Raw genomic sequence first — 24,441 nt, 5'->3', positions numbered from 1 at the left:
CGTCCGGATCAGGAGGTCGCGCGAGCGGCCTTTGGGGCCTTGGCCCAGGCCAACGTCAGGTATTCGTGAAGCCCGCCTCGGGTTCACCGCGGCTCCGCGGCTCCAGGTCGACGACGAACAAGCGCTCGTTGGCGATGCGCAGACGCCGGCTCAGCTCCCTCGCGATGTTCATCTGGATGAGCGCGAACTGCTCCAGATCGGCCTGGTAAACACGGAAGAGGTCCGCGTTCGTCAAGCGGATGGCCGAGCAGTCCTCGAGCGCAATCACCGACGCGCTGCGCGGGGACATGTCGATCAGCGCCATCTCGCCGAAGCAATCGCCGGCGTTCAGATCGCGGAGGTGGTGGTCGACTCCTTCCCAGCGCTTCACCACCGCCACTCGGCCCGACTCCAGGACGAACATCGCGTTCGCGGCCTCTCCCTCGTGGAAGAAATGAGCGCCGGCCGGAACCTCCACGTTCACGGTGCCCCCCAGGAGAACCTCCAGCGCCCGCGCCTGGATCGCGCCGAAGATGGGCGTGCACTGGAGCAGCTCGATGCGGCGATCGTCCATGACGGTCCTCGTCAGCCTCGACTAAGCGCTGTGGGCGTGGAGCGGGGGGCTTCGATGGGCCAGGCTCTCGCCGGAGGTCGTTGAACATCGACCGCGCGTCCTCGCCCGGGCCTTCCACCGAGCGGCGCAGAAGTGGCGCCCGGCCGGAACCTCGTGGAGGAGACGGGCACGCGACCTGCCGTCGGGCCCCTGGCCACGAGGGGGGCCGCGCCACCCGAACACGTGACCGGCCGCGGCGCTGCCACGGTTCGGCGCGCGGTCGTCGCGCGTCGAACCGGTGCGTCGAGATCAGGAGGCCGCGTGAGCGGCCTGCCCGGAGGGCACGGGCGGGCGCGGAATGCCGGCGAGGATTGGCCGCACCAGCTCCACCATCGCTGCATTGAATTTCGCCGGCTCGTCGACGAACGGCTCGTGCTTGGACGCCTCGAACCACACGAGTCCCTTGGAGGGCGCGGTCAGCGCCTCGAAGTAGGCGACGCTGGTCTCGGGTGGCACCCAGTGATCGTGGCGCCCGAGGAGAAAGAACACGGGCATCTGCAACGCGGGAGCCCGCTCCAGGAGGTTCAGCGCCGAGACCTCGGCCCACATGGCGTCGAGCGAGAAGCGGAAGCCTCGCACGAGGCCGGGCAGGTCGAGGATGGAGGATTCCGGCGCACCGAGGAGGACGCGACCGAACTTCCAGAGGGCCCTCGCGGTCAGGTCTCCCTCGACGCGCTGCAGCCACGTGCGCTGCGTCCACAGTCTCCTGGCGTCGTGAGGCGGCGGGCCGATCGCGCGGAGCGCCTTCAACGCCTTGCGGTCGTCGCGACGCTGCGCCTCCGCGAGCACGAACGCGTACGACAGCGCCTCGCCTGCCGCCCAGTCACCGATCTGTCCGCTCCCGGCGTAGGCGGCCACCTTCTCCGGGAAGCGTCCGGCGTAGAGCACGCCGAGCGCCGACCCCCAGGAATGCCCGAAGATGGCGACCCGCTCGTGCCCGACGCGGGCGCGCACGGCCTCGACCAGTTCGTCGAGGTCGCTGATGAACTGCTCAACCGTCATCGAGGACCTGGGGATCCCGCGGTCGAACGACTTCGCGGCGCCGCGCTGATCCCAGTAGACGACGGTGAAGGTCTTCTCGAGCGCCGCGTTGAAGTGGCGGAAGAGCGCCGTCTCGCTCAGGCCGGGCCCCCCATGCAGGAGGATCAGCGGCGGATTCGTGACGCTCTCGCCACGGATCATCACCCACTGATCGAGCCCGCCCAGGCGGAGGTAGCGGATCTCGGCGATGCTGCCCGGCACGGGCTGGCCCCGCGGGCCACGGAACGGCGCGGTCTCTCCAGGGCGTCTCATGCCATTCCTCCCGGTGCGGCCGTTGGCGAGTAGGCACCTTCCGCCGAAGGTTCGCTGGTGCACGACCGGGGAAGGACGGGCCCGCTCAGTGGGAGTGCGCGTGGATCTCGCCGCCAACCGCCCGCTCGAAGTCGTCGGCGGTCTCGTAGCGGCGCTCGAGGATCGGGAGCAGCACCGCCTCCTCTTCCTCGAAGTGCGCCTCGATGAGCCCGAACAGCCGGTCGGCGCTGCGCGCGAACCAGACCACATCGGGAGCGGTGGACCCGGCATTGACGGCGAGATCCTCGATCCAGCGGTCGATGATCGCGTGCTCGTGGCGCATGGTGGCGGTGAAGGGCGCGCGGCCGCCGACCATCGAGTCCAGCAGCGGATAGAACTTCACTTCCTCCCAGCTCGCGTGCGGCCTGATCTCCTCGTCGAGGAACAGCACCGCGCGATCCATCGTGACTCTCGCCGCCTCTCGAGACGCGCCATGCAGGCCTCCGACTCCGGCCTTGTGAATCTCGAGCTGCTTCCTCAGCGCCGCATGGCCGTCGAGGAAGCCCTGCGTCACCTTCGTGGTCTCGGGCATGGCCAGCCTCCGTTTCCCTGTCTTTCCTCGTTATCGTGCCGGGGCCGCCGCGCGACGGGAGAACGGCCAGCGACGACCTCGGTATCCAATCGGGATCGGGGCCCCGAGGGGCCGACGCCTCAGGCCGGGTCGCCCGACGAGGGATCATCGTTGCGCTCGGCGGCCTCGTGAGCCTGCGAGCTACCTGGGCGCGCCGAGCCGCGAGCCGGCTGGCCGCGCTCCAGGCGCGGTGAGCGTCCGAGGCGTCGCGGCGAGCGCCACGACGACGCCGCCGTACCGGCCGACCTCGCTGCACGTGAAGCCGGCCTCCTCGAGGAGCGCCGGGAGGCGGCCGCGCATGTTCTCCGCGACGTGCTCGAAGAGGCCGAGCGGCCAGAGAACGGCGCGCAGCATCGCGTTCCGCGGGGCGCCGAAGTCCACGAGGACGAGCGCGCCGCGGGGCGCGAGCGCGCGGCGCCATTCCCGGAGCGCCGCCCGCTTCGTCGGGCCGTCGAGGTGGTGGAACATGAGGCTCGACACGACGACATCGAAGGAGCCGTCCGGGAAAGGCAGCGCGTCCGCCGAGCCGCGCAGGAGCTCGGCCGTCACGCCCGCAGCCCGGAGCTTCGGTTCGGCCTGGGCGAGCATGGCCGGATCGGGATCGATTCCCACGAGGCGCGCCGGCTTCGCCTCACGGAGCTCGGCCAGCAGCGCGCCGGTTCCGCAGCCCACGTCGAGCACTCGCTTGCCGTCGAGCGCGCCGAGCGCGCGCAGCTCGAACGCGCGGAAGCGCTCGCCGAAGCCCATGAGGCGGCTCAGGCGATCGTACGACGGGGTGAGGAACCGGAACCTCGCGCCTGGGATGAAGTGATGGGACGGCATCTTTCGCTCCCGTTCCGGCAGCCGGGAAGACGTACACCGTCCGGAGGTCTCGTTCCCGACCGCGGTGGCCCTGAGCACCGAGCAGGGCTCAGGACCCCGGTCGCCACTGCTTCCACCACCGCTCACCTCGCGCGCGGGCGATGCGGAGCCGGGCAGGACCGGTACCCATGCCGCTCGTCCCACTGCTGGTGATAGCTCTCCGCGATCCAGAACGGGCCGGCTGGAGCGATCTCCGTCGTGATCCGGTCCGCGAGGCGGGCCTGTTCGGCGTCGCGGGAGGCGAGCGCCGCCGCCTGCTGCTCCGGCCCGAACGTGAAGATCGCGGAGCGGTACTGGTGCCCGCGATCCGGTCCCTGCCGGTCGCCCGACGTCGAGTCGTGCGTCTCCCAGAAGACCCGGAGCAGCTCGGCGTACGTCACCTGGGCCGGATCGAACTCGACGAGTACGGCCTCGGCGTGTCCGGTCCGGTGTGCGCTCACCGTCTCGTACGTCGGGTCCTTCTCTCTTCCGCCCGTGTAGCCCACCGCGGTCGCGACGACGCCCGGCACCCTCCGGAAGCGCTCCTCGACGCCCCAGAAGCAGCCCTGAGCGAAGACCGCGAGCTCGCGACCGGCCGACGGGACGAGCGGCGTGCCCTGGCCGACGTTGCCCGGTCGCGTCCCGACGCTCGGGTTTCCGATCACGTCGCCGCCCGCGCCCCCCGGTCTGGGCTGCGAGACGACCTTCACGATGGAAACGCCCGCGATCGCGAGGGCGGCGAGGAGCAGCGCCGGCTTCAAGGGTACGCCCTCCCATCCTGCGCGGTCGTCTGGAAGAGCTTCAGGTACTCGCCGTAGCCCTCCGCGGCGAGCCGCTCGACCGGGACGAACCTCAGGGCGGCCGAGTTGATGCAGTACCGCAGCCCGGTGGGCGGCGGCCCATCGTCGAACACGTGCCCGAGGTGCGAGTCCGCGACGCTGGAGCGGACCTCCGTGCGCGGGATGAACAGGAGGTGATCCTTGCGCGTCGTGATCGCAGAGGGAGCGATCGGTCGAGTGAAGCTCGGCCAGCCGGTGCCGGACTCGAACTTGTCGAGCGAGCTGAAGAGTGGCTCCCCCGAGACGACGTCCACGTAGATCCCGGTCCGGTGCTCGTCCCAGTACGCATTCCGGAACGGCGGCTCGGTGCCCTCGTGCTGCGTGACCTGGTACTGCTCCCGCGTGAGCCGCGTACGCAGCTCGTCGTCGGACGGCTTCTCGAAGGTCGGCATACGCGCCGTCTCCTGCGCTCCAGCCGAGCGCTCGCCGGGCTGGACCTCGGCGCCGCCCGCGTGAGCGATGCCCAGGAGGCAAGCCGCCCCGAGGACCACCCCACGCGCCCTACCCGAGTACCGCGCGCTCATGGCGTCACGTCTCGTAGATGCTCTGGATACGTGCCGCGCGCCAAGACAGTTGGGCGCGAGGGTCCTCGCAGCGCGCACGTGCGGACGAGGAGGCCCTGACGGAGGACAACGTGGCGGGCGACGCGGAGGCATTCGAGCGCCTGTTCCGTCAAAGCCGCGCTGCCTTACATGTCCGGTCGGGTCCTGGACTGGGTTGCGGTCCGCTGTGAAGCGGTTCTCGACGATCGCGAGGAAGGTGAGCGCCAACCACGCATGGAGCGGGGCCTGGCTCTCGTCAGCGGACCTTCTTCAGCAGCCACGCCATGTTCTCACCAAGCACCTTCATCGTCCGGAGCCCCTCCTCGTCCTTCTCCACGTCCCCCTTCTCGAGGCCCACGCCGACGTTCCAGTACGACGAGCCGGGCACGATCATCTGATTGATCGTGAAGAAGTGGTTCATCGTGTCGAAGGCGTGGATCGAGCCGGCGCGCCGGACCGCGACCACCGCGGCGCCGACCTTGCGGCGGAACAGGTCACCGTTCGACTTCGCGACGAAGCCGCAGCGGTCGATGAGCGCCTTCATCTCCGTGGTCACGTCGGAGAAGTAGGTCGGTGAGCCGAGCAGGATCCCGTCGGCCGCGCGCATCTTCTCGATGCACGCGTTGACGAGATCGTCGTCCCTCGAGCAGCGCCCGTCCTGCAGCGTCCGGCACCGGCGACAACCGGTGCAGCCGCGGAGCGGCTGGCCACCGATGTTCACCACCTCGGCGGCGATGTCCTCGCGCTCGAGCTCGTCGAGGACGCGGCGGAGCAGGATCGCGGTGTTGCCGTCCTTCCGGGAGCTGGCGTTGAATGCGACGACTCTCATGGGCCGCGCAGGAAAACACATCTCCGCGCCGGCGTCATGAGTCTTCCTTCGTGATGGACGGCGCGACGCCTCGTCATCGAATGCCTGGCGAAGGCCCGACCGCGACCAGCGTGCGAAACGCGGACGGGTCGTTCACCCTCTCGGGCAGCCGCGGGATGACGTCGCGAGCGCAGACTGCGCCTCTCACGCACGAAAGGACAGGCAACCCATGACTCGATCGCTCCTGGCCACCGTCGTCTTCGCGCTCACGGGCACCGCTTGCATGGCAGGGCACGCCGCGTCCGCGGCAACGCCCGAGCCCGCCGCGACCGCTCCGCCGTCCGCCGGCGCCGCGATGGGTGGCGGGATGGCAGGCATGTGCCCGATGAGCGTTCCTGGCACGAAGGTGTCGGCCGCGGACACCGCCACCGGCGAGGCGCTGACGTTCACGACGACGCCAGACCAGGCCGCCGCGCTCCGCGAGAGGGTGCACGCAATGGCGGACATGCACAATCGCCAGCACGCCTCCGGTGAGACCGGGCACGGTGGGATGATGGGCGGGATGATGGGAGGCGGCATGGGCGGGGAAGAGATGGGCGGCATGCCGCCGCCGTCGCGTGCGGCCGTCGAGGATCTCCCCGACGGCGCGAGGATCCAGGTGACGCCGAACGACCCCGCCGATCTGCAGAAGCTGCAGTCCGCCGTGCGCAGTTACGCGCAACACATGGAGCAGCAGGGATGCGGGATGATGGATCATCCGCAGCACGGATCGTGAAGATCGTCGGACCGGGGTGCGATTCCGGCTCGGTCCCGTTTGCGCGTCCAGACGGAGCGCACCCGAGCACGGACGAATGGACCGACCGCGCATGCGGTCGTGCGCCTCCCTGAGCCGCTGGATCGGGCTGACCTCTGACGCCCACGCCCGCCGCCGCCGCGCCCTCGAGGCGGCTCGTGCCGCGTCCGGCGAGGCGGGTGCACAACTCGCGCGTGCGCTCGCGACGCTCACCACCAGCGAGCGGCGTGGCTCCGCACCTGCTGCGATCGTCATCTCGCCAGTGCCCGGCCGCATCCTGCGGGTCGTTCGGGAGAGCGCAGGACCGGTCGCCGCGGGAACGCCCCTCGTCGAGGTGGGCGATGTGAGCCGGCTGGAGGTCGTCGCCGACCTGCTGTCGAGCGACGCCGCAAGGGTCCGCGTCGGCGCGACGGGGCGCGTCACCGGGTGGGGAGGCAAGCCGCTGGCGGTCCGCGTCCGAACCATCGAGCCGGCCGCCTTCACGAAGGTGTCCGCGCTCGGGCTCGAGGAACAACGGGTCCACGTCGTACTCGATCTCGCGGAGCAGCCTCCGCCGGAGCTCGGCCACGACTACCGCGTCGATGTCACGGTCGTCGTGCGAGAAGACAAGGACGTCCTGCGCGTTCCGGCAACCGCGCTGTTCCGGGATCGCGATCGATGGGCGCTGTTCAAGCTCGAAGGGGGACGTGCGCGCCTCGTGCCGGTCGAGATCGGAGCGTCGGACGGCGAGTGGACCGCGGTCACGAACGGTCTCGTCGAGGACGCCACGGTCATCACGCAGCCGGCCGATTCGATCGTGGACGGCGCGCGCGTGGCACCGCGGTAGCGGTGCTCGCGAGCCACCAGAGAGATGCCCGCTGCGCGGCGCGCTCAGGCTTCATCGGGGCGCTGTCGCCCGCGTGAAGGAGCCCGCAGCAGCGAGCGAGATCCTGCGTCGCCGAAGAGCTCGCGAGTTCGACGCCATCGGTGCGGCCGTGAGGAGCGGGAGGGCCGGAGATCGTAACGCGGGCCATCACACCGTGATCAAGCGTACCAGCCCGGATCGCGCAACCTGACGTAAAGCAGGGGAGGGACGCAAGGCACGGGGATTGCTCTTCGGCTTCGGGCCCGGCCCCCGCGTGACTCGGGTGAGTCTTGGAGCCGTTCCCCTCCTTGGAACGGCGGCGCGGAGGCCGGGTCTTCGCGCCGGAGGTCGAGCGGCAGGTGGATGCTCTTCTTCGGTCAGCTGCGCCTCAACCGGCACTGGACGGCCGGTGTGCGCGGCGCTCGCGGCCGCACCCACCGGAGTCCTGCGAGGACGTGGTCGCGACATCCGGTCCGCGCGCTCCAGGAAGGCTGACGAGGAACGCCGCCGTGCGCGCCGGTGCGCGCCTGCTCGGGGCGCGGAGCGTGACGAAGACGGTCACGATCTGATGGCCCCGGAATGTCCGATGAATGGCGGCCGCGAAGAAAACTCGCGCCGAATCCTTCGTCCGACGTCGCTGCCCGTGGTGGCACAGGCGCTGCAAATCGAGAGCGCAAACCAGAAGCACACTGGAGAGAGAAGATCATGAAATTCCGCCTCCCGATCTCGCTTGCCGCCGCCGTCCTCGCCCTCGGAACCAGCGTCGCCTACGCGAGTCCGACTCCCTCCAGCACGGACGAGGCTCGCGCCCTCGTGCGCACCACCCGCACGGCGGACGTGGAGGAGAACACCGCGAATGCGCAGCGGCACGCCGAGGAGATGATGAAGGGCAAGGACCACCAGGCCGCCTGGGACGCGACCCACTCATCCGCCAACGGCGAGAAGATGGCGCTGCGCGGCCGGAGGCACGTCGACGCGATGATGCAGGGCAAGGATCACGAGGCCGCGCGCGACGCGGCCAGCCGGTAAGCGCTGCGAGGAAACCCCCCGGTCCAGCAGCGCGCAGCCCGTCGTCGGTCGGCGCTGGCTCCCCTTCAGCCGCCCGAGGACGGGCTGCGATGTCCTCGCGGCGCTTACGCTCCCTTCACCATACGCCGATCCACTCGCGCATCCTCCGGATGCTCGACCTCGCCACGACGCAGGCGGCTGCGCTTCGCGGGCTGTTCGTCGTGGCGCCGGACGACCGTGAGGAGGAGGTGAGAGCGCAACGCGGCGCCGCCCATGCGCAGCAGTGGCCCTGCCGTCGCGAAGCCGGCGCCATGAACGACGCCGCGGCCCACCGCGAACGTCAGCACGACCGCCGCGAGGGTCTGAGATGGAACGGGCGCGCATCTTCGTCGTCGACGACAAGGAGAACATGCTGAAGCTGGAGTTCGACCTCGTCGTGACCGACCTCGGGATGCCAGGGGTGGACCGGTTCGAGGTGCCCAGGACGGTGAAGTCGAGGGCGCCCGACACGGAGGCCATCATGATGACGGCGTACGCGAGCGTGCAGGACGCCGTCGACGCGATGAAGCAGGGGGCCTACGACTACCTGCAGAAGCCGTTCGACCCCGACGACGCCTTGCTGGTCGTCGCGCGAGCGCTCGAGCGGCGGCGCCTCCGCGTGCAGACCAGGAGCTCCGGCGCGAGCTCTACGGGCTCCGCTCGGATGACTTCAAGGAGCGGTGACGGATGAGGCAGGAGCGCGGGAATGGCTAGGTTCCTGGCAGGGGTCGCGGCCGCTCTCGTGATCCTGGTGGGGGGCGGCGCGGTCTTGCTGCTCCGCGGCGGACTCTCCGCTCGGCCGCCGCCGTCCGGCTTCGAGGTCGCCCTCGCGCGAAAGGTGCGGCTTCTCGCGATGCCGTCGCGAGCGCGCGACCAGCGGAATCCGCTCGCCGCGAGCGAGCGGATCCTGACGGAGGGGCGCGCCCACTTCGCGGATCACTGCGCGAGCTGCCACGGAAACGACGGAAGCGGCCGGACCGATCTCGGGAAGAACCTGTATCCGCGCGCGCCCGACCTCAGGGCGCCCGCGACGCAGGACCTCACCGACGGGGAGCTGTTCTACGTGATCGAGAACGGAATCCGGTTCACCGGGATGCCAGCGTGGGGCGGCGCCGCCAAGCCGGAGGAGAGCTGGAAGCTCGTCCACTTCGTCCGGCACCTGCCTCGGCTCACCGACGCCGAGCGGGCCGACATGGAGCGACTGAATCCCAGATCCCCGGAGGAGTGGCGCGAGCTCGAGGACGAGGAGCAGTTCCTGCGCGGCGGCGAGCCTCCGCCGCGCGAGCAGGGCGGGCATCATCACTGAACGGAGACTGAGATGAAGAGGTGGTTGGAGGGAGCGCTCGTCGCGACGGCGCTCATCGGTGGCTCGGCGCTCGCCCACGAGGGCGGAGCGCACGTCCGTGGCGTCGTGAAGGAGATCAGCGCGGAGCGGCTCGTGGTCGACACGCCTTCCGGGGAGGCGGTCACGGTCGCGCTCACGCCGGAGACCCGGATCACCCGCGGCACGGTCACGATCCACGCAGCCGACGTCCACCCAGGCGACCGGGCGGTCGTCCATGCGAAGCGCGGCGCCGGACAGCTCCAGGCGACCGACGTGAAGCTGGGTACGCCGTAGTCGCGCGTCTACGTCACGCCGTGACGAAGGACGTCACGCTGCGCTTGCGCCGGCTCTCCCGCGCGAGAGCGTCCGCGAGAGACTCGAGAACCAGGAAGGTGTGATGCAGCGAGCCGACTCGCGCTCCCGGCTCCATGCCAGGACCGACGCGAGGCGGCGCCTCACCGTCCTCTTCCGGGCGTCGCGACGCGTTGGCAGGAACAGTGCACTGCCGGACCTCGGGAACCCTCATGCATGAGAGGGAGCGCACATGCACGAGCGCACGAACGATGAGCTCGACAGGGCGCCGCTTCACCGAGCGGCCGTCCGCATGACCGATCCGGGCGCGCAGGCGCCTCAACTCCCGCGGGCCAGCCAGACGACGGTCTACGTGTGCCCGATGCACCCGGACGTGAAGCAAGCCGGTCCGGGCACGTGCTCGAAGTGCGGGATGGCGCTCGAGCCGACCGTGCCCGCACCGAAGCCGCTTCCGACCGAGTGGGTGTGCCCGATGCACCCGGAGATCGTGCGAGCTGCCCCGGGCTCCTGTCCCATCTGCGGCATGGCGCTCGAGCCGAGGACCGCGACGGCCGAGGAAGAGAATCCAGAGCTGCGCGACATGTCTCGTCGGTTCTGGCTCGCGACGTTCTTCACCGTTCCGCTGCTCCTGATCGCGATGGGCATGTACATCCCCGCCGTCGAGCGGCTGCTTTCGTCGCTCATGGGGATGCGCACTCGAACCTTGCTCGAGCTCGCTCTCGCGACACCGGTCTGCTCGTGGTCGGCGTGGCCGTTCTACGTCCGCGCGGCGCGGTCGGTGAAGAACCGCAGCCTGAACATGTTCACCCTGATCGGGCTCGGCGTGCTCGTCGCCTATGCATACAGCGTCGTCGCCGCGCTTCTCCCCGGCATCTTCCCGGCGAGCTTCCGCGACGAGGCTGGCGAGGTCGCGGTCTACTTCGAGGCAGCCGGGGTGATCGTCACGCTCATCCTGCTCGGGCAGGTGCTCGAGCTGCGCGCTCGCAGCCAGACGAGCGCGGCCATCCAGAAGCTCCTGGGCATGGCGGCGAAGTCGGCCCGACGGATCCGCGACGACGGAAACGAGGAAGACGTGCCGCTCGACGACGTGCGCGTGGGCGATCGCCTGCGCGTGCGCCCCGGGGAGAAGGTCCCCGTGGACGGGCGCGTCCTCGAGGGGACGAGCTCGATCGACGAATCGATGGTCTCGGGCGAGCCGATCCCGGTCCAGAAGCAGCCGGGCGACAAGGTCGTGGGCGCGACCGTCAACGGCACCGGCTCGCTCGTCATGCGCGCAGAGAAGGTCGGGGCCGAGACCTTGCTCTCGCGCATCGTCGCGATGGTCGCGGAGGCGCAGCGAAGCCGCGCGCCGATCCAGAAGCTCGCCGACGTCGTCGCGGGGTACTTCGTTCCGACCGTCGTCGCCATCGCGGTCGTCACGTTCGCGATCTGGAGCGTCGTCGGGCCCGACCCGCGCATGGCCCACGCCCTCATCAACGCGGTCGCGGTGCTCATCATCGCCTGCCCGTGCGCGCTCGGGCTCGCCACGCCGATGTCCATCATGGTGGCGACCGGCAAGGGCGCGACGATGGGCGTGCTCTTCCGGAACGCCGAGGCGATCGAGGTCATGCGCAAGGTGGACACGCTCGTGGTGGACAAGACGGGCACGCTCACCGAGGGCAAGCCCAGGCTCGTCACGGTCCTGCCCGTCGCGGGCCTCGACGAGCGGACGCTGCTTCGCCTCGCGGCCACGCTGGAGCGCGGCAGCGAGCACCCGCTCGCGGCCGCCATCGTGAAGGGGAGCCAGGAGCGCGGGGTCGCGCCGGGAAACGTCTCGCGGTTCGAGGGCATCACCGGCAAGGGCGTGCGCGGAGCCGTGGAGGGCCGCACCGTGGCGCTGGGGAACCGCGCCCTGATGGCGGACCTCGGGATCGAGCTGGGCTCCTTCGCCGACGAGGCCGAGGCGCTCCGGACCGAGGGGCAGACGGTCGTGTTCGTCGCCGTCGAGGGCCAGCGGGCGGGGCTGCTCGGCGTCGCCGATCCGATCAAGGAGAGCACGCCGGAGGCGATCCGTGCCCTGCACGACGAGGGCATCCGCATCGTGATGCTCACCGGCGACAGCCGGACCACGGCAGCGGCGGTGGCGCGCACGCTCGGGCTCGACGACGTGGTGGCCGAGGTCTTGCCGGACCAGAAGGTCGACGTCGTCAAGCGGCTCCAGGGCGAAGGTCGGTTCGTCTCCATGGCCGGCGACGGGATCAACGACGCGCCCGCGCTCGCACAGGCGCAGGTCGGGATCGCGATGGGCACCGGCACCGACGTGGCCATGGAGAGCGCGCCGGTGACCCTCGTGAAGGGCGACCTGCGAGGCATCGTCCGGGCGCGGCGCCTGTCGCGGAGCACGATGCGCAACATCAAGCAGAACCTGTTCTTCGCGTTCGTCTACAACGCGGCCGGCGTGCCGATCGCGGCTGGCGTGCTCTACCCGTTCTTCGGCCTGCTGCTGTCCCCGATCATCGCGGCCGCTGCCATGAGCTTCAGCTCGGTGTCGGTCGTCAGCAATGCGCTGCGACTACGGCACGCCGCGGCGTGAAGGGGGAGAAGCCATGAGACGAGCCACTCCAGGCGTCGCGACCGCGGGTTCGACTGCGCGCCCGCGGCGCTCTCCCTTCCGGATCCCAGTCTGGCTGGGCTTCTGCCTGTTCCTTGCGATCGCGCTGTTCTTCCTCTGGGAGGAACACAGGGCGCACCTCCTCGGCGCGCTTCCGTTCGTCCTCCTCCTGCTCTGCCCGCTCATTCACCTCTTCGTGCACCGGGGACACGGCCACGCCGGCGGCGCCCATCTGGAGCACGGAGGCCGCGGGCAGAGTGAGCGAGGACTGGGGGGCATCCCATGAACCACGACGCGCCGGCGTACGGGCTGTGGTCACTGGTCATCATCAACTCGGCGATCTTCATCCTCTTCGCCTTCAGCTTCTTCAAGCCGAAGACGAAGCGCGACTGGCGCACGTTCGGCAGCTTCTCCGCGTTCATCGTGGCGCTCTTCGTCGAGATGTATGGCTTCCCGCTCACGATCTACCTGCTGTCGGGCTGGCTCACGCGGAGGTTCCCAGGCGTCGATCCGCTCGGCCACGACTTCGGGCACCTCTGGTACACGCTCCTCGGGTCCAGGGGTGACCCGCACTGGAACCCGATCCACATCGCGAGCAACGTGCTCATCGTCGCTGGGTTCTTCCTCCTGTCCGCGGCGTGGAGCGTGCTCTTCCGCTCGCAGCGGGAAGGCACGCTCGCGACGACGGGGCCGTATGCCTACGTGCGTCACCCGCAGTACGTCGGCTTCATCGTCATCATGATCGGCTTCCTCCTCCAGTGGCCCACGATCGTGACGCTGGTGATGTTCCCCTTCCTCGTGACCGTCTACGTGCGGCTCGCGCATCGAGAGGAGCGCGAGGTCCGCGAGGCGTTCGGCGGGGTGTGGGACGAGTACGCGTCGCACACTCCACGGTTCATCCCGCGGCCGCGCCGGCCGAGACCGGCCGGCGGGGAGTGGAGCGCGCATGGCTAAGCGGTCGCACGGACGCGCCCCGGCGATCATGCTTGCCAGGAACTCTGTCCATCGCGAGCGCGATGAAGCTCCTCGCGCAGCCGCTCGATCTCGGCGCGCAGGGCCTTACGGTCGATGGCGCGCTGCAGCGCCCGCGTCACACTATCGGGATCGAACGCGTCCGGGAGACACTCGAGAACGCCGCACGCTCGGAGGTCCTCGCACCGCTCACCTTCCCGAGCGCCCGCCACCAGGATGACCTCCGCGCCGGGCGAGGTCGCCTCGAGCGTCGCTGCGAATGGAGCCGCCCCTGAAGCCGCGACATGAACGTCGGAGAGGACGACGTCGAAGCGCTCGGCCGTGAGCCAGGAGAGCGCTTCGGCTTCGTCCTCGGCGAGCGACAGGTCGCAGGAGTCCTCGAGTACACGCGACAGGAAGCGGCGCGCCCAGCGATCTCCGTGAATGATGAGCACGCGAGGAACGGTCATCGGGGACCTCCGCTACTGAGTGCTGCAATCGCCGCGCCGCTCCTTCCCGGCGACCGGAGATCCGTCTCGCCTGATGCCCGCGGCGCAACGCACGCGCAGCGGCGCGCCCTTCTCGCGAGCTCGAAAGCAGTCGGCACATCGAGGACCAGGTCGCACGGTCGCTGCCGTTGGCAAGGAGACTGCATTTCACCATTGGGGGAAAGCCCATGAGTGAGAGAGCGCAGCCGGAACGCGCGAGTCACGACCCCGGCGAAGGGCCGCCTCGGTCGTGGGCCGGCACCATGCGGACGGGGGAGAACGGCCACGTCGACTGGTCCCTGCACCGGTCGCTTCGCGCACGCGGATTCGGCTGGGGCGCACTGGCCGGCGCGCTGCTCATCGGCGTCTACGCGGGGACGCTGGCCGTCGCCAACTCCCTCGAGCACCTCCTCGACGAGCTCGTGCGCCTCGAGTTCTGGATGGTGCCTCTCGTGCTCGGCTTCTCGCTGCAGGTGGGCCTCTTCGCCTATGCGCGGGGCGCGGCGCGAGCAGGGCACTCGACGGCGCACGCGCGCGGCGTCGTCGCGTCCGGTGGGGCAAGCACGCTCTCGATGGTCGCCTGCTGCGCCCACCATCTCGGCGATGTACTCTCGGTCATCGGAGTCGCCGGCGCGGTCACGCTGCTTGCGACGTACCAGACCGTGTTCCTCCTGGTCGGCGTGCTCTCGAACTTCGTGGGTCTCGTCTACGTGCTCGGCTTGCTACGGCGACACGGGCTGTTCCCCGGCCGGACATCACTGCTCTCCCTCGCGCTTCGCTGGCCCGTGGACAGAGCCCTGCTGCCGGCCATCGTCCTCGCCGCCGTCGTGCTCATCGCTGCGCTGTTCGCCGGATGGGCTGCTTCATCCTGATGCCCGTGGGCGGAGGAGGTAGACATGTCCATTCGAGGAGCGATCGGTGCTTCGCGAGCCGCTGCAGGCGCGGTCTTCGCGCTTGCAGTCGTCAGCGCCCACCCCCTGGCGAGCGGAGTCGCCCGTGCCTCGGCGGTCGAGTCGGACACCGCGAGCCAGATCATCGGTGTGACCAGGGAGAGCGCGGGCGCCGTCACGGTGACGGTGACGCCACGAAGGCACGCTGAAGGACGACTGTTCGTCGACATCGCGGTCACCACTCACACCGTCAATGATCTCGACAAGCACGACCTGATGAAGAGCGTATCTCTCGAGGTCGAAGGGAAGAGCATTGCACCGACGTCGGCTCCAGGCCTTCGAGGCCATCACAGTCGTGGTCAGCTCGTCTTCCCACTCGAGACATTGCCCCGCTCGTTCGCCATCACGATCCGCGGGCTGGATGAGCCGGCGGTGCGGGTCCTGTCGTGGCCGTGAAGCAGCTTGATGCCCGTGTGACGGAGACGGTCACGATGTGATGGCGCCGGAATGTCGGATGAACGGCGGCCGCGAGAAAGTCCGCGCGATCCCGCATCCGACGTCGCTGCCCGTGGTGGCACAGGCGCTGCACACCGAGAGCGCAAACCAGAAGCACACTGGAGAAAGAAGATCATGAAATTCCGCCTCCCGCTCTCGCTTGCCGCCGCCGCGCTCGCCCTCGGAACCGGCGTCGCCTACGCAAATCCGACCCCGTCCAGCACCGACGAGGCTCGCGCGCTCGCGCGTATCACCCGCACGGCGGCCGTGGAGGAGAACACCGCCACCGCGCAGCGGCACGCCGAGGAGATGATGAAGGGCAAGGACCACCAGTCCGCCTGGGATGCGACCCACTCGTCCGTCAACGGGGAGAAGATGGCGCTCCGCGGCCAGAAGCACGTCGATGCGATGATGCAGGGCAAGGATCACGAGGCCGCGCGCGACGCGGCCAGCCGGTGAGCGCTGCGAGCACACCCTCCACTCGCGCAGCGTGCAGCTCGTCGTCGGTCGGCGCTGGCTCCCCTTCTGCCGGCCGACGACGGGCTGTGTCGTCCATCCGGTCGAAGCTCCGCAACCTGACATCCACGAGAGCCAGGACAACCAGCACGCGTTCTCGGAGACGTGCTTCCGGCGCGGTTGAGGGCTACGCCTGTCTCGCGGCGAGCGGCGGATTCTTGCACGGAGCGGCTCGCTCGGCGCACCGCGACGGTGAGGCTACGCCGCGCACTCTCCGGCCTGGGACTCCGGACGGAACTCCTCCGAAGCGCCCGGCTCCACGAAGTCCTCCGGCCGAGCATCCTCGACCTGGAGGTCCTCCAACGCGGCGAGGACCTCCTTCGCCCGATCGAGCGCGCGCGCGAAGAACGGGCCTGCGCCCTCTCCGTCGCGGCGCTCCGAGACGTACAGCGCCGTGAGGCGCGTCACGACCTCCGGGATACGCCGCGCCGGCACCTTGCCCGCGAGCCGGCCGAAGGTCGCGCCGGAGTCGCCGACGTGGCCGCCGAGCAGGATGAAGTACTGCGGCACCGCGCGGCCGCCGAGTCGACGTGCGCTGCCCTGGAGCCCGATGGCCGCGAGGTGGTGCTGGCTGCAGCCGTTCGGGCAACCCGAGACGCTGAGGGGCAGCCTCACCGCGAGCACGTCCGGTGCGAGCGTGCGCCGGACCTCGCCTTCGACGAGCCGGGAGAGCGCGCGCGTGCGCGTGACGGCAAGCCGGCAGACGTCCGCTCCGGGGCAGGCGACCACGTCGGCGGCGCTGCCCGCGCCGTCCCGGCCGAGCCCGGCGGCAGCGAGGCGAAAGAACAGCTCTCCGATGTCGTCCGTCCGGATCCACCGCAGCAGGAGGTGGCCTCCGCTCGTGAACCGGGCCGAGCCGTCGCCGTACGCCTCTGCGAGGCCGGCGACCGCTTCCAGCTGCGCGGCGGTCGCGTCGCCCTGCGGCAGCGAGACGGTCACGACGGAGTATCCGGCCTGCCGCTGGGCGTGCACGTTCGTCCTGCGGAACGTCTCCAGGGCGTCTGGTGCGGGGGCGGTCATGACATCGACGGGCGGCGGCTCCCCGGGCCCCGCGAGCCGGGCGGCGCGGACGCGGTCCGCGATTTCGACGGGCGTCGAGGGCGCCGGCCGGGCAGGCCGGGGCATCGCCTCGGCGGGCGGATGATCCGCATCGAATGGCAGCGCCGGCGCACCCTCCGCGCGCACGCGCTCCAGCTCCGCCACGACGAGGCTCCGGAACGTCTCGAACCCGAGGGAACGGACGAGGAACTTGAGCCGGTTCCGCTGCTTGTTCACCCGGTCGCCGCGCGCGTGGAAGACGCGGACGACCGCCTCGCCGAGCGCCAGGATGTCGCCGGCTGGCAGGAACTCGAAGAGCGGGGTGCCCGTCGTGCAGAGCGACGACGTGCCGCCCGCGACGGTGACGAAGAAGCCGCGCGGCGCCGTTCCACCGCTGGTCCGGAGCCGCGCGCGGAACCCGAGGTCCTGGATCGCGGTCGCGACGTGGTCGTCCACGCACCCCTCGAACGCCACCTTGAACTTGCGGGGCAGTGCGTTCCCGAGCGGGTGACGGAGGAAGTGACGCGTGAACGCCTCGGCGTAAGGCGTCACGTCGAACACCTCGTCCGGGGAGACGCCCGCGCGCGGGCAGGCGACCACGTTGCGGACGGCGTTCCCGCCGGATCCAGAGGTCGTGATGCCGGCCTCGGCGAGACGCCGCATCGCCGGCTCGAGGTCTGCGGGCCGGACGAAGTTCAGCTGGAAGTTCTGGCGCGTCGTCACGTGCCCGAACCCGCGCGAGAATCGGGTCGCCACCTCGGCGAGGGCGCGGAGCTGGTCGGCGCCGACGGCGCCCTGGGGCAGCTTGATCCGCAGCATGTGGACACCGTCCTGCCGCTGCCCGTAGGCGCCCCGGGCGACCCGGTAGGCGCGCCACGCCTCCGCGTCGATCTCGCCACGCTCGAAGCGTCCCAGCGTCTCGACGAACGCCGCGATCTCGGCGTCGTCCGCGAAGGAGGCGCGGTCGCGCCCCTGCGGATGGATGGCTGCGGTCATGCGATCCCCTCGGGCGCGCGGCGCCCACCGAGCTGCGGCTCCGTCACAGGAACCCCCACTGCCGGACGTACTCGACGAAGATCCGGTACTCCCGGTCGGCGAACCCGAGCGCCCGAAGCTTCGCCTTCGCGTCTTGCGCCTCGATCGCGCTGGAGTCGGCGACGGTCCGACCGCGCTTGCAGCGAACCGAGAAGCCCAGGGCGGTCAGCGCTCGCGCCAGCTCGGACGCACGGCGGCCGACGGCATCGACGTCGACGTGCGTGACGTGATCGACCACGGTCCCCTCACTTCACTGCAAGCCAGTAGGCGTCGAACACGTGCGTCGAGAGCCAGTAGCCGAGCGGCACGTTCACGAGGACGCCGAGCGCGAACGCTGCGAACGGCCGCCACCCGAACCGGGTGAGCTCGCGGAAGCGGGTGGTGAAGCCGATGGACAGGAACGTCCAGGTGAACGCCCACCCGCGCAGGTTCTTGAGCGGCCCGATCGCGTCCTTCGAGAACCGGGTGCCGACGTTCGAGTCGAAGCTCGCGAGGATCACGGTCACGACGAGCGACGCGACGAGGAAGCCCAGGATGAACTTCGGGAACCGGCGCCAGATCTCGCCGAGGCCGACCTTCTCTGCCTCGCCTGCGCTCTTCCGGTCCCAGCGCGTCACGGCGAGGAACGCCACCACGATCGCCCAGATGCCGACGAACATGTCGCGGCCGACCACCTTCATGAGCGTGAACGTCTTCACCGCGCGCTCGTCCCCGATCGTCGCGGCCGCCGCGTACCCGGCCGCGTCGGCGAACTCGGACGTCCCGACCCACGCGCCCGCGACTCCGGGCGCGAGCCCGAGCGCCCGGCACGCGAAGGGGAGGGCGAAGATCATCGCCACCGCCCACAAGATCACCATCGAGATCGCGACGGAGACGTGGCTCTTCTCCGCGCGACACGCGCCCCCGATGGCGATCGCAGCGGACACGCCGCAGATGGAGCCGCCCGCGCCGAGCGTCGCGCCGAAGCGCGGGTCGAGCCCGAACAGGCGCGTCGCCGCGAGGTAGATCGCGACGAAGGTCGTCACGGCGACGATCGTCGCCTGCACGATCGCCAGCGGACCTGCCTGTACGATGATCGTGAAGGGCAGCGTCGCGCCCATGAGCACGATGCCGACCTTCACGTAGAACTCGGTGCGAAGCGCCGACTGGAACCAGCCGGGAAGGGTCACGAGGTTTCCGAGCACCATCCCGACGGCGAGCGCGAGCAGGGGGGTCTCGAGCTGCCACTGCTTCAGCAGCGCGTTCGACCCGAGCGCGGTCACCACGATCGAGAAGGCGAAGAGGAGTGCGAAGCCGGCCGCGTACTTCGCCACGTCCCACCCGATCACGAGCGACGCGACGGAGAACGCGGCGAGGAACACCGCGAAGAGCGCGAGCGGCCCGACCGGGTTCGCCCCGAGCGCGCCGAGGAGCTTGCCGCTCTCCGACCACGTCGGGAACGATAGTGCGGTCGTCGAGATGGCGTGCGCGGCGCCGAGGAAGAAGGCGAGCGTCACGCCGAGGACGAGCCCCAGCGCGATGATGATCGCCCAGGTGTCCTCGCGGCGGTGCCACGGGAGGACGGTCGTCGTTGCGTTTGACATGCAGCTCTCCTGCAGCGGCGCGCGTGCGCCGCACGGTGCGGTGTGGAGGGAACGCGACGGGCTCGGGCGCTGCGGTCGCCGGCGGCTCAGCCGCGCATTCGCGCGGGAGGCGCCGGCCGGCGACAGGTACACTTCACCCGTCGTGAGCGCGCGTCGTATCGCGGAGCAGCAGAGCGCATGATCGACTGCATCCTAGATGACGGACGGAGTTCCTGTCAAACGGAGAACGGATGAATGTCCGGTGTGGCGGACGGTCGGCGGTGCGTTCGAGGATTCGCCTCTACCAGGCTCGCGCCCGGACGTTCGGCGGCCTCCGCCATCGCGGCCGTGCGAGACGGCGCGCCCGTTTGTGTTCACCGCGGCGACCGGCTAGGTATGTCCGCTTTCGCGCGGCAGCCGCCGCATCGCATCGCGCCGAGGTCCTCACATGTCCGCCGAAGACGTCCACCTCGACTCCAACGTTCCGGGAAACCCGGCCTACCACTTCACGATCCTGCCCGCCGGGTCGCCGGCGAAGGTCGGCTGGACGAAGCGGGCACCGCTCGTCGCCGCCGCGCGGCTCGGGACGCAGTGCGTCCACGCGGGCGTTCAGCCCGATCCCGCGTACGGCGCGGTGATGCCGCCCATCTACCAGACGTCCACCTTCGCGTTCCGCGACGTCTGCACGAACGCGGGCTACGACTACACACGGAGCGGCAACCCGACCCGCGCGGCGCTGGAGGAGGCGATCGCGCTGCTCGAGGGCGGCAGCGGCGCGACCTGCACGAGCACCGGCATGAGCGCGGTGGTGGTGGCAGTGAACCTGCTGCCGCACGGCAGCCACCTCCTCTGCACGGTCGACTGCTACGGCGGGACCTTCCGCGCGCTCGAGCACGCGAAGGCGGCGTACGGGCTCGAGGTCACGTACCTCGAGCTCGCGGACCTCGCGGCGGTCGAGAAGGCGATGCGCCCGAACACGCGCATGGTCTGGATCGAGACGCCATCCAATCCGCTGCTGCGCCTCACCGACATCCGGGCGGTGAGCGCGATCGCGCGCGCCCACGGCGCGCTCACCGTGGTGGACAACACGTTCCTCTCGCCCGTGCTGCAGCAGCCCTTCCGGCATGGCGCCGACCTGGTGGTCCACTCGACCACGAAGTACCTGAACGGCCACAGCGACGTGGTCGGCGGCGCCGTCGTCGCGGCGCCAGGCCAGACGGCGCTGCTGCAGCGCATCCAGAGCATGAACAACCTGCTCGGCACGTCGCAGAGCCCGCACGACGCCTTCCTCGTCCTGCGCGGCCTCAAGACGCTGCTCCTCCGGATGAAGGCGCACGAGGCGGGCGCGCGCCTCGTCGCGGAGTACCTGGCGGCGCACCCGGCGGTCGCGAAGGTGTTCTACCCCGGGCTCCCGGGGCACCCACAGCACGCGCTCGCCTGCTCGCAGCAGGCGGGCTTCGGCGCGATGCTCAGCTTCGAGCTCCGGGACGGCCGGCCGGACCGGGTGGAGCACGTGCTCCGGACGCTCCGCTGGTTCACGCTCGCGGAGAGCCTCGGGGGCGTCGAGAGCCTCGTCGCGCACCCGGCGTCGATGACGCACGCCTCGATGACACCGGAGGCGCGGCTCCGCGCCGGGATCACCGACAGCGTGATCCGGCTCTCCATCGGCATCGAGGACCCCGCGGATCTCGTCGGGGACCTCGAGCAGTCGCTGGGAACGCTGCCGGGCTGACGGAGGCGGGGCATGACGCGGCGCCCGTCGCGTGGGGTGCCGGCGTCACGGATCCTACCGCCAGGAGAGGGCGCGTTCCCGCGCCGCCGCCGGATCAGCCATCGCGTGACACGGAGCCGCCGGCCAGCGAACAGGGCTGCACCTGCGCGGCACGCAGAGGCGCCGGCGCTGCCGTCGCGGAGCCTCGCCTCCCGGAGACGAAGGCCAGCGCGGCGACGATCGCGGCGAGCACGAGAAACACCGGCTGAAGGCCGATGAGATGGCCGAGCGCGCCGCCGACGGCGCTCCCGGTCAGGGCGCCGGCCGGCCCGAACAGCGCCTCGAGCCCCGCGGTGCGGCCGCGCCCCAGCCTCGTCCCGAGCGTCGCGAACCGGCTCAGGGTGGAGATCTGCAGGACGCCGAGGCCTGACCCGAGAAGAAGCCCGCCGGCGAGGAGCGTGCCGAGCGCTCGGCCGAGGCCGAGGACGAGCAGCCCGCACGCGATCCCGCCGAGACAGGTGCGGCGGAGGCGCGTGACGCCGACCCTGCTCACGAGCGCGCCGAGCAGGAACAGGGCGGCGATGAACGCGCCACCCTGCGCGACGAGGAGCTGGGTGGCCTCGCGCGGACCTGCGTGGAGCGCCTGGATCGCGATCACGACGATGAAGAACGTATAGAAGGCGTTCACCGCCTGGACGCAGAAGTCGTCGAGGCACGCGCCGCGGAGCTCCGGCTCGTCCCCGAGCAGCGCCAGCTGGCCCAGGACGTCTCGCAGCGAGACGCGACGCCGCGGATCTCCGCGGACCGCGTAGCGGTCGAGGATGACGGGCGCGGCGACGAGGCTCACGGCGAACAGCCCACCGATGATGCCGTAGGTCGCCGGATACCCGAGGACCTTCGCGGCGCCAGCGGCGAGCACCGGGCCGGCGAGCGCCATGCCGGTCATGTGCGTGCCACGGTACCAGCCCGCCTTCGCCTCGCCCACCGTGGCGAGCTGCTGCATGAACACCGCGTTGAGCGGCACGAACCGTGTCGGCATGCAGAAGCTCGCGACCGTCGTGCAGGCGAGGAGGAACCACGGCGACGGGACGAGCGGGACGGTGAGGTAGGTCACGCCCGCGACGATCGTCCCTGCCAGGAAGAGGGGCCTCGGGCCGAGCTGGTCCACGAGCGCGCCCGCGGGCAGGCTCATGAGGAGCAGCCCGATGGACTGCCCGCTGGCGATCAGCCCGAGGACGGTCTCGCTCGCCCCGAGCTCGAGCGCGTAGAGCGAGGTCGCGACCCGGGCCATCCCCACGCTGACGCCCATGACGGACGTGACGGCAGCGAAGAGGACGAGGAACCGATTCCGCTCCCACGAGGCGCGCACGCGGGCGGCCGGTGCACGCGCGGTACCAGCGAGAGACGAGACGCGTCGAAGGACCGTGGAGGCGACGATCCGTCCAGCTGGGGAAGCGCCTCGCGGGCTCGGGGGTGCGAACCTCGGCTCGTCTCGTGGCGTGGACGCGTGTCGCCCGGCCGTGACCGGTGCTGGGCGCCCGTGACGGCAGCTGGGATCACCCGTGACCCGCCCGAGGCCGACGGCGAGAGCTCCACGCGATGTCGGCGCGTCGAGCCCCCCGCGCGCCCGTGAGCGCAGCTCCGCAGGCTGGGGCGGCGAGCCCGTCTGTAATGGCGGACATGCGTCCCCCGCCTTCGGTCGTGACTGCCGGTAGGTGAAGCGTCGGCGTGCCGTACGCGAGCCCTGCGCACGCGCGTTGCAGAAGGGGCGAGGCGACGCGCAGGCAAACCTTCTCGACGCCGGGAGCACCGCACATGATTCGACGCGCCGCACTCACGCTCGCGACCTTCCTGCTGGTCGGGCGCGCCAGCGCCGAAGGCCCTTCCGCGCCCGCGTCTGCGCGTCCGGCGGTGGCGCAGGTGTCGACGACGCCGGCGGTCCTGACACCGCCCGAGCCCAGGCCGGCGGACCTGCGCTCCGAGCTCGACGCGCTCGAGAAGACCGTCGCGCTGCTCGAGGCGCGTCTCGACCCGGGCTCGGGTGAGACGCCCACGCGCGCCGACGTCCAGGGCGTCCAGGCCGACCTCGAGAACTTCAAGTACCAGGTCCAGCGGGACCGCGAGACGAAGAGCGCGCTCAGCAACCGGAACCTGACCATCTCCGGGACGGTCCAGGCCCGCACCTCGTACTACTCGCGGGACATCACCTCGCCGGTGCCGTCGAGCATCGCGAACACGTCCGTCAACAACCCGGCGCTGCTCGAGAACCGGAGGACGTCCTTCGACGTTCCCGCCGCGATCGTCGCCTTCAACGGCCTGCTCTACCGCGACTACGAGCAGGCGCGGAACCTCGGCTTCAGCGTGGGCGTGAACGCGGTCCCCTCCGCCGGCGCGAACACGAACTTCCTGTCGCTGCTCGACGCGAACGTCGCCTACCAGGCCCTGCCGACGATCGAGAACGACGGCGATCGGCTCTCGTTCACCCTCGGCCAGCAGCTGCTCCCCTTCGGCCTCGAGTCGAACACCACCGAGGAGCTGAAGCCGGTCATCAACAACGCGCTGTTCGTCGGCCAGACCGGCCTGGGCGCACGGCAGATCGGGCTCATCGCGCGCGCCGAGTTCTTCTCGCAGTACGACTTCGGCTACAACTACCGGCAGGCGGCCCTCGCGGTCGCGCTCGGGATCGTGAACGGCAACGGTCCCAACCGCGGGGACGAGAACGCGTTCAAGGACATCGTCGGGCGCGTCGCCTTCACGGTGCCCGCCGAGTACAACTCGTGGCTCCGCGAGCTGCGCGTGGGGGCGTCGGCGTACATCGGCCGCGCCACGCTGAACGACGGCTACAAGACGCCGGCGATCCTCGGAACGGGCGCCAAGAACCGCTTCGGCCTCGACGTCTACTACAGCCACTTCCCGTTCGGCCTGACGTACGAGTACGTCCGCGCCCGAGAGAAGGTCGTCACGCAGGCGAGGACGGATACCTCGGCCGCCCAGGTCGGGACCTTCGATCGCGCCGGCCACACCGTCACCGCCTTCTACAGCTTCGGCGAGCAATTCCTGCGGAGCATCAAGACGCAGGGCAAGTTCGACGACTGGTGGCCGAAGACCTTCCAGCCCTTCGTCCGGTACGACCGCTGGGAGGCCGACGACCGGACCCCCGGCTCCGCCAACGAGGTCTACACCGCCGGCCTGAACGTCTTCTTCGCGGAGACGACCAAGGCACAGCTCAACGTGAACCGGCGCATCCAGCACGTCGTCGCGGCCGAGAACGACAAGTCCGCGGAAGTGCTGCTCCAGCTCCAGTTCGGCTTCTAGCGCGAC

Annotated in this window: 27 protein-coding genes; 14 read left to right on the top strand and 13 right to left on the bottom strand. The window is 70.5% G+C overall.

Features of this window, described 5'->3' with window-relative positions:
* Positions 1–55: 55 nt before the first annotated feature.
* From AMOR_RS07100 to AMOR_RS07070, 7 genes are all read right to left on the bottom strand, one after another.
* Positions 56–553: a Crp/Fnr family transcriptional regulator gene (locus AMOR_RS07100; RefSeq protein WP_248360056.1), complete on the bottom strand. Its 498-nt coding sequence runs from the start codon at positions 551–553 to the stop codon at positions 56–58.
* Positions 554–841: 288 nt separating this feature from the next.
* Positions 842–1,885, bottom strand: a complete 1,044-nt coding sequence (locus tag AMOR_RS07095) for an alpha/beta fold hydrolase (protein WP_248360055.1) — start codon at positions 1,883–1,885, stop codon at positions 842–844.
* A gap of 85 nt (positions 1,886–1,970) precedes the next feature.
* Positions 1,971–2,438: a hemerythrin domain-containing protein gene (locus AMOR_RS07090; RefSeq protein ID WP_248360054.1), complete on the bottom strand. Its 468-nt coding sequence runs from the start codon at positions 2,436–2,438 to the stop codon at positions 1,971–1,973.
* 198 nt (positions 2,439–2,636) lie between these two features.
* Positions 2,637–3,317, bottom strand: a complete 681-nt coding sequence (locus AMOR_RS07085) for a class I SAM-dependent methyltransferase (RefSeq protein WP_248360053.1) — start codon at positions 3,315–3,317, stop codon at positions 2,637–2,639.
* A 122-nt stretch (positions 3,318–3,439) separates the two neighbouring features.
* Positions 3,440–4,096, bottom strand: coding sequence for a peptide-methionine (S)-S-oxide reductase MsrA (msrA, locus tag AMOR_RS07080; protein WP_248360052.1), 657 nt, complete (start codon positions 4,094–4,096; stop codon positions 3,440–3,442).
* Positions 4,093–4,566 carry a peptide-methionine (R)-S-oxide reductase MsrB gene (gene msrB / locus AMOR_RS07075; RefSeq protein WP_248360051.1) on the bottom strand — a complete coding sequence of 158 codons (474 nt, stop codon included), beginning with the start codon at positions 4,564–4,566 and terminating at the stop codon, positions 4,093–4,095. Before msrB ends, msrA begins: the two co-directional genes overlap by 4 nt.
* Before the next feature lie 406 nt (positions 4,567–4,972).
* Complete coding sequence (locus AMOR_RS07070) at positions 4,973–5,545, bottom strand: flavodoxin family protein (protein WP_248360050.1); 573 nt, start codon at positions 5,543–5,545, stop codon at positions 4,973–4,975.
* 208 nt (positions 5,546–5,753) lie between these two features.
* Between AMOR_RS07070 and AMOR_RS07065 the strand changes: the two genes are divergently transcribed.
* The 3 genes from AMOR_RS07065 (at position 5,754) to AMOR_RS07055 (ending at position 8,190) form a co-directional block, all read left to right on the top strand.
* Complete coding sequence (locus AMOR_RS07065) at positions 5,754–6,299, top strand: hypothetical protein (RefSeq protein ID WP_248360049.1); 546 nt, start codon at positions 5,754–5,756, stop codon at positions 6,297–6,299.
* Positions 6,300–6,579: 280 nt separating this feature from the next.
* On the top strand, positions 6,580–7,143 hold the full coding sequence (locus tag AMOR_RS07060; protein ID WP_248360046.1) for an efflux RND transporter periplasmic adaptor subunit: 564 nt from the start codon (positions 6,580–6,582) through the stop codon (positions 7,141–7,143).
* A gap of 723 nt (positions 7,144–7,866) precedes the next feature.
* Positions 7,867–8,190 carry a hypothetical protein gene (locus AMOR_RS07055; RefSeq protein WP_248360044.1) on the top strand — a complete coding sequence of 108 codons (324 nt, stop codon included), beginning with the start codon at positions 7,867–7,869 and terminating at the stop codon, positions 8,188–8,190.
* A 104-nt stretch (positions 8,191–8,294) separates the two neighbouring features.
* Here the strand turns inward: AMOR_RS07055 and AMOR_RS07050 are convergent, their stop codons facing one another.
* Positions 8,295–8,516 carry a hypothetical protein gene (locus AMOR_RS07050; RefSeq protein WP_248360042.1) on the bottom strand — a complete coding sequence of 74 codons (222 nt, stop codon included), beginning with the start codon at positions 8,514–8,516 and terminating at the stop codon, positions 8,295–8,297.
* Positions 8,517–8,536: 20 nt separating this feature from the next.
* Here AMOR_RS07050 and AMOR_RS07045 point away from each other — a divergent pair, with 20 nt between their 5' ends.
* The 6 genes from AMOR_RS07045 to AMOR_RS07020 all read left to right on the top strand — a co-directional run bounded on the left by AMOR_RS07045 (position 8,537) and on the right by AMOR_RS07020 (position 13,388).
* Positions 8,537–8,899 (top strand): response regulator, encoded by a 363-nt coding sequence (locus AMOR_RS07045; protein WP_248360040.1) that lies wholly within the window; start codon positions 8,537–8,539, stop codon positions 8,897–8,899.
* Between the two features lie 15 nt (positions 8,900–8,914).
* A complete protein-coding gene (locus AMOR_RS07040; protein ID WP_248360037.1) occupies positions 8,915–9,514 on the top strand; it encodes a c-type cytochrome in 600 nt (199 codons plus the stop codon).
* Positions 9,515–9,526: 12 nt separating this feature from the next.
* Positions 9,527–9,826: a DUF5666 domain-containing protein gene (locus tag AMOR_RS07035; RefSeq protein WP_248360036.1), complete on the top strand. Its 300-nt coding sequence runs from the start codon at positions 9,527–9,529 to the stop codon at positions 9,824–9,826.
* Positions 9,827–10,136: 310 nt separating this feature from the next.
* Positions 10,137–12,416, top strand: a complete 2,280-nt coding sequence (locus AMOR_RS07030; protein ID WP_404800948.1) for a copper-transporting P-type ATPase — start codon at positions 10,137–10,139, stop codon at positions 12,414–12,416.
* Complete coding sequence (locus AMOR_RS07025; protein ID WP_318653852.1) at positions 12,385–12,720, top strand: DUF2933 domain-containing protein; 336 nt, start codon at positions 12,385–12,387, stop codon at positions 12,718–12,720. Before AMOR_RS07030 ends, AMOR_RS07025 begins: the two co-directional genes overlap by 32 nt.
* Positions 12,717–13,388: a methyltransferase family protein gene (locus AMOR_RS07020; protein WP_248360034.1), complete on the top strand. Its 672-nt coding sequence runs from the start codon at positions 12,717–12,719 to the stop codon at positions 13,386–13,388. The genes AMOR_RS07025 and AMOR_RS07020 overlap by 4 nt, the downstream gene beginning before the upstream one ends.
* Before the next feature lie 26 nt (positions 13,389–13,414).
* On the opposite strand, the gene AMOR_RS07015 is transcribed toward AMOR_RS07020, so the two are convergent.
* Positions 13,415–13,855 (bottom strand): response regulator, encoded by a 441-nt coding sequence (locus AMOR_RS07015; RefSeq protein WP_248360033.1) that lies wholly within the window; start codon positions 13,853–13,855, stop codon positions 13,415–13,417.
* A gap of 281 nt (positions 13,856–14,136) precedes the next feature.
* Between AMOR_RS07015 and AMOR_RS07010 the strand changes: the two genes are divergently transcribed.
* The 3 genes from AMOR_RS07010 (at position 14,137) to AMOR_RS07000 (ending at position 15,717) form a co-directional block, all read left to right on the top strand.
* Complete coding sequence (locus tag AMOR_RS07010; protein WP_248360032.1) at positions 14,137–14,745, top strand: hypothetical protein; 609 nt, start codon at positions 14,137–14,139, stop codon at positions 14,743–14,745.
* Positions 14,746–14,769: 24 nt separating this feature from the next.
* A complete protein-coding gene (locus AMOR_RS07005; RefSeq protein ID WP_248360031.1) occupies positions 14,770–15,219 on the top strand; it encodes a hypothetical protein in 450 nt (149 codons plus the stop codon).
* Positions 15,220–15,393: 174 nt separating this feature from the next.
* The gene (locus tag AMOR_RS07000) at positions 15,394–15,717 is read left to right on the top strand and encodes a hypothetical protein (protein ID WP_248360029.1); all 324 of its coding nucleotides are present in this window, start codon (positions 15,394–15,396) and stop codon (positions 15,715–15,717) included.
* 255 nt (positions 15,718–15,972) lie between these two features.
* Here the strand turns inward: AMOR_RS07000 and AMOR_RS06995 are convergent, their stop codons facing one another.
* The 3 genes from AMOR_RS06995 to AMOR_RS06985 are packed head-to-tail and all read right to left on the bottom strand — an operon-like array spanning position 15,973 to position 19,430.
* Positions 15,973–17,808: a nitrite/sulfite reductase gene (locus AMOR_RS06995; RefSeq protein ID WP_248360027.1), complete on the bottom strand. Its 1,836-nt coding sequence runs from the start codon at positions 17,806–17,808 to the stop codon at positions 15,973–15,975.
* A gap of 43 nt (positions 17,809–17,851) precedes the next feature.
* Positions 17,852–18,085, bottom strand: coding sequence for a hypothetical protein (locus AMOR_RS06990; RefSeq protein WP_248360025.1), 234 nt, complete (start codon positions 18,083–18,085; stop codon positions 17,852–17,854).
* A 7-nt stretch (positions 18,086–18,092) separates the two neighbouring features.
* Positions 18,093–19,430, bottom strand: coding sequence for a YeiH family protein (locus AMOR_RS06985; protein ID WP_248360023.1), 1,338 nt, complete (start codon positions 19,428–19,430; stop codon positions 18,093–18,095).
* Positions 19,431–19,857: 427 nt separating this feature from the next.
* Between AMOR_RS06985 and AMOR_RS06980 the strand changes: the two genes are divergently transcribed.
* Complete coding sequence (locus AMOR_RS06980; RefSeq protein ID WP_248360021.1) at positions 19,858–21,141, top strand: trans-sulfuration enzyme family protein; 1,284 nt, start codon at positions 19,858–19,860, stop codon at positions 21,139–21,141.
* Positions 21,142–21,235: 94 nt separating this feature from the next.
* Here AMOR_RS06980 and AMOR_RS06975 read toward each other — a convergent pair whose 3' ends face one another.
* The gene (locus tag AMOR_RS06975; RefSeq protein WP_248360019.1) at positions 21,236–22,489 is read right to left on the bottom strand and encodes an MFS transporter; all 1,254 of its coding nucleotides are present in this window, start codon (positions 22,487–22,489) and stop codon (positions 21,236–21,238) included.
* 446 nt (positions 22,490–22,935) lie between these two features.
* Here AMOR_RS06975 and AMOR_RS06970 point away from each other — a divergent pair, with 446 nt between their 5' ends.
* Positions 22,936–24,435, top strand: a complete 1,500-nt coding sequence (locus AMOR_RS06970) for an OprO/OprP family phosphate-selective porin (RefSeq protein WP_248360017.1) — start codon at positions 22,936–22,938, stop codon at positions 24,433–24,435.
* The last annotated feature ends 6 nt before the right edge of the window (positions 24,436–24,441 follow it).

The sequence above is a fragment of the Anaeromyxobacter oryzae genome, assembly GCF_023169945.1.
Lineage (GTDB): Bacteria > Myxococcota > Myxococcia > Myxococcales > Anaeromyxobacteraceae > Anaeromyxobacter > Anaeromyxobacter oryzae.
Note: the sequence above shows the minus strand (reverse complement) of the source record. Positions and strands in the feature narration are given on the sequence as shown.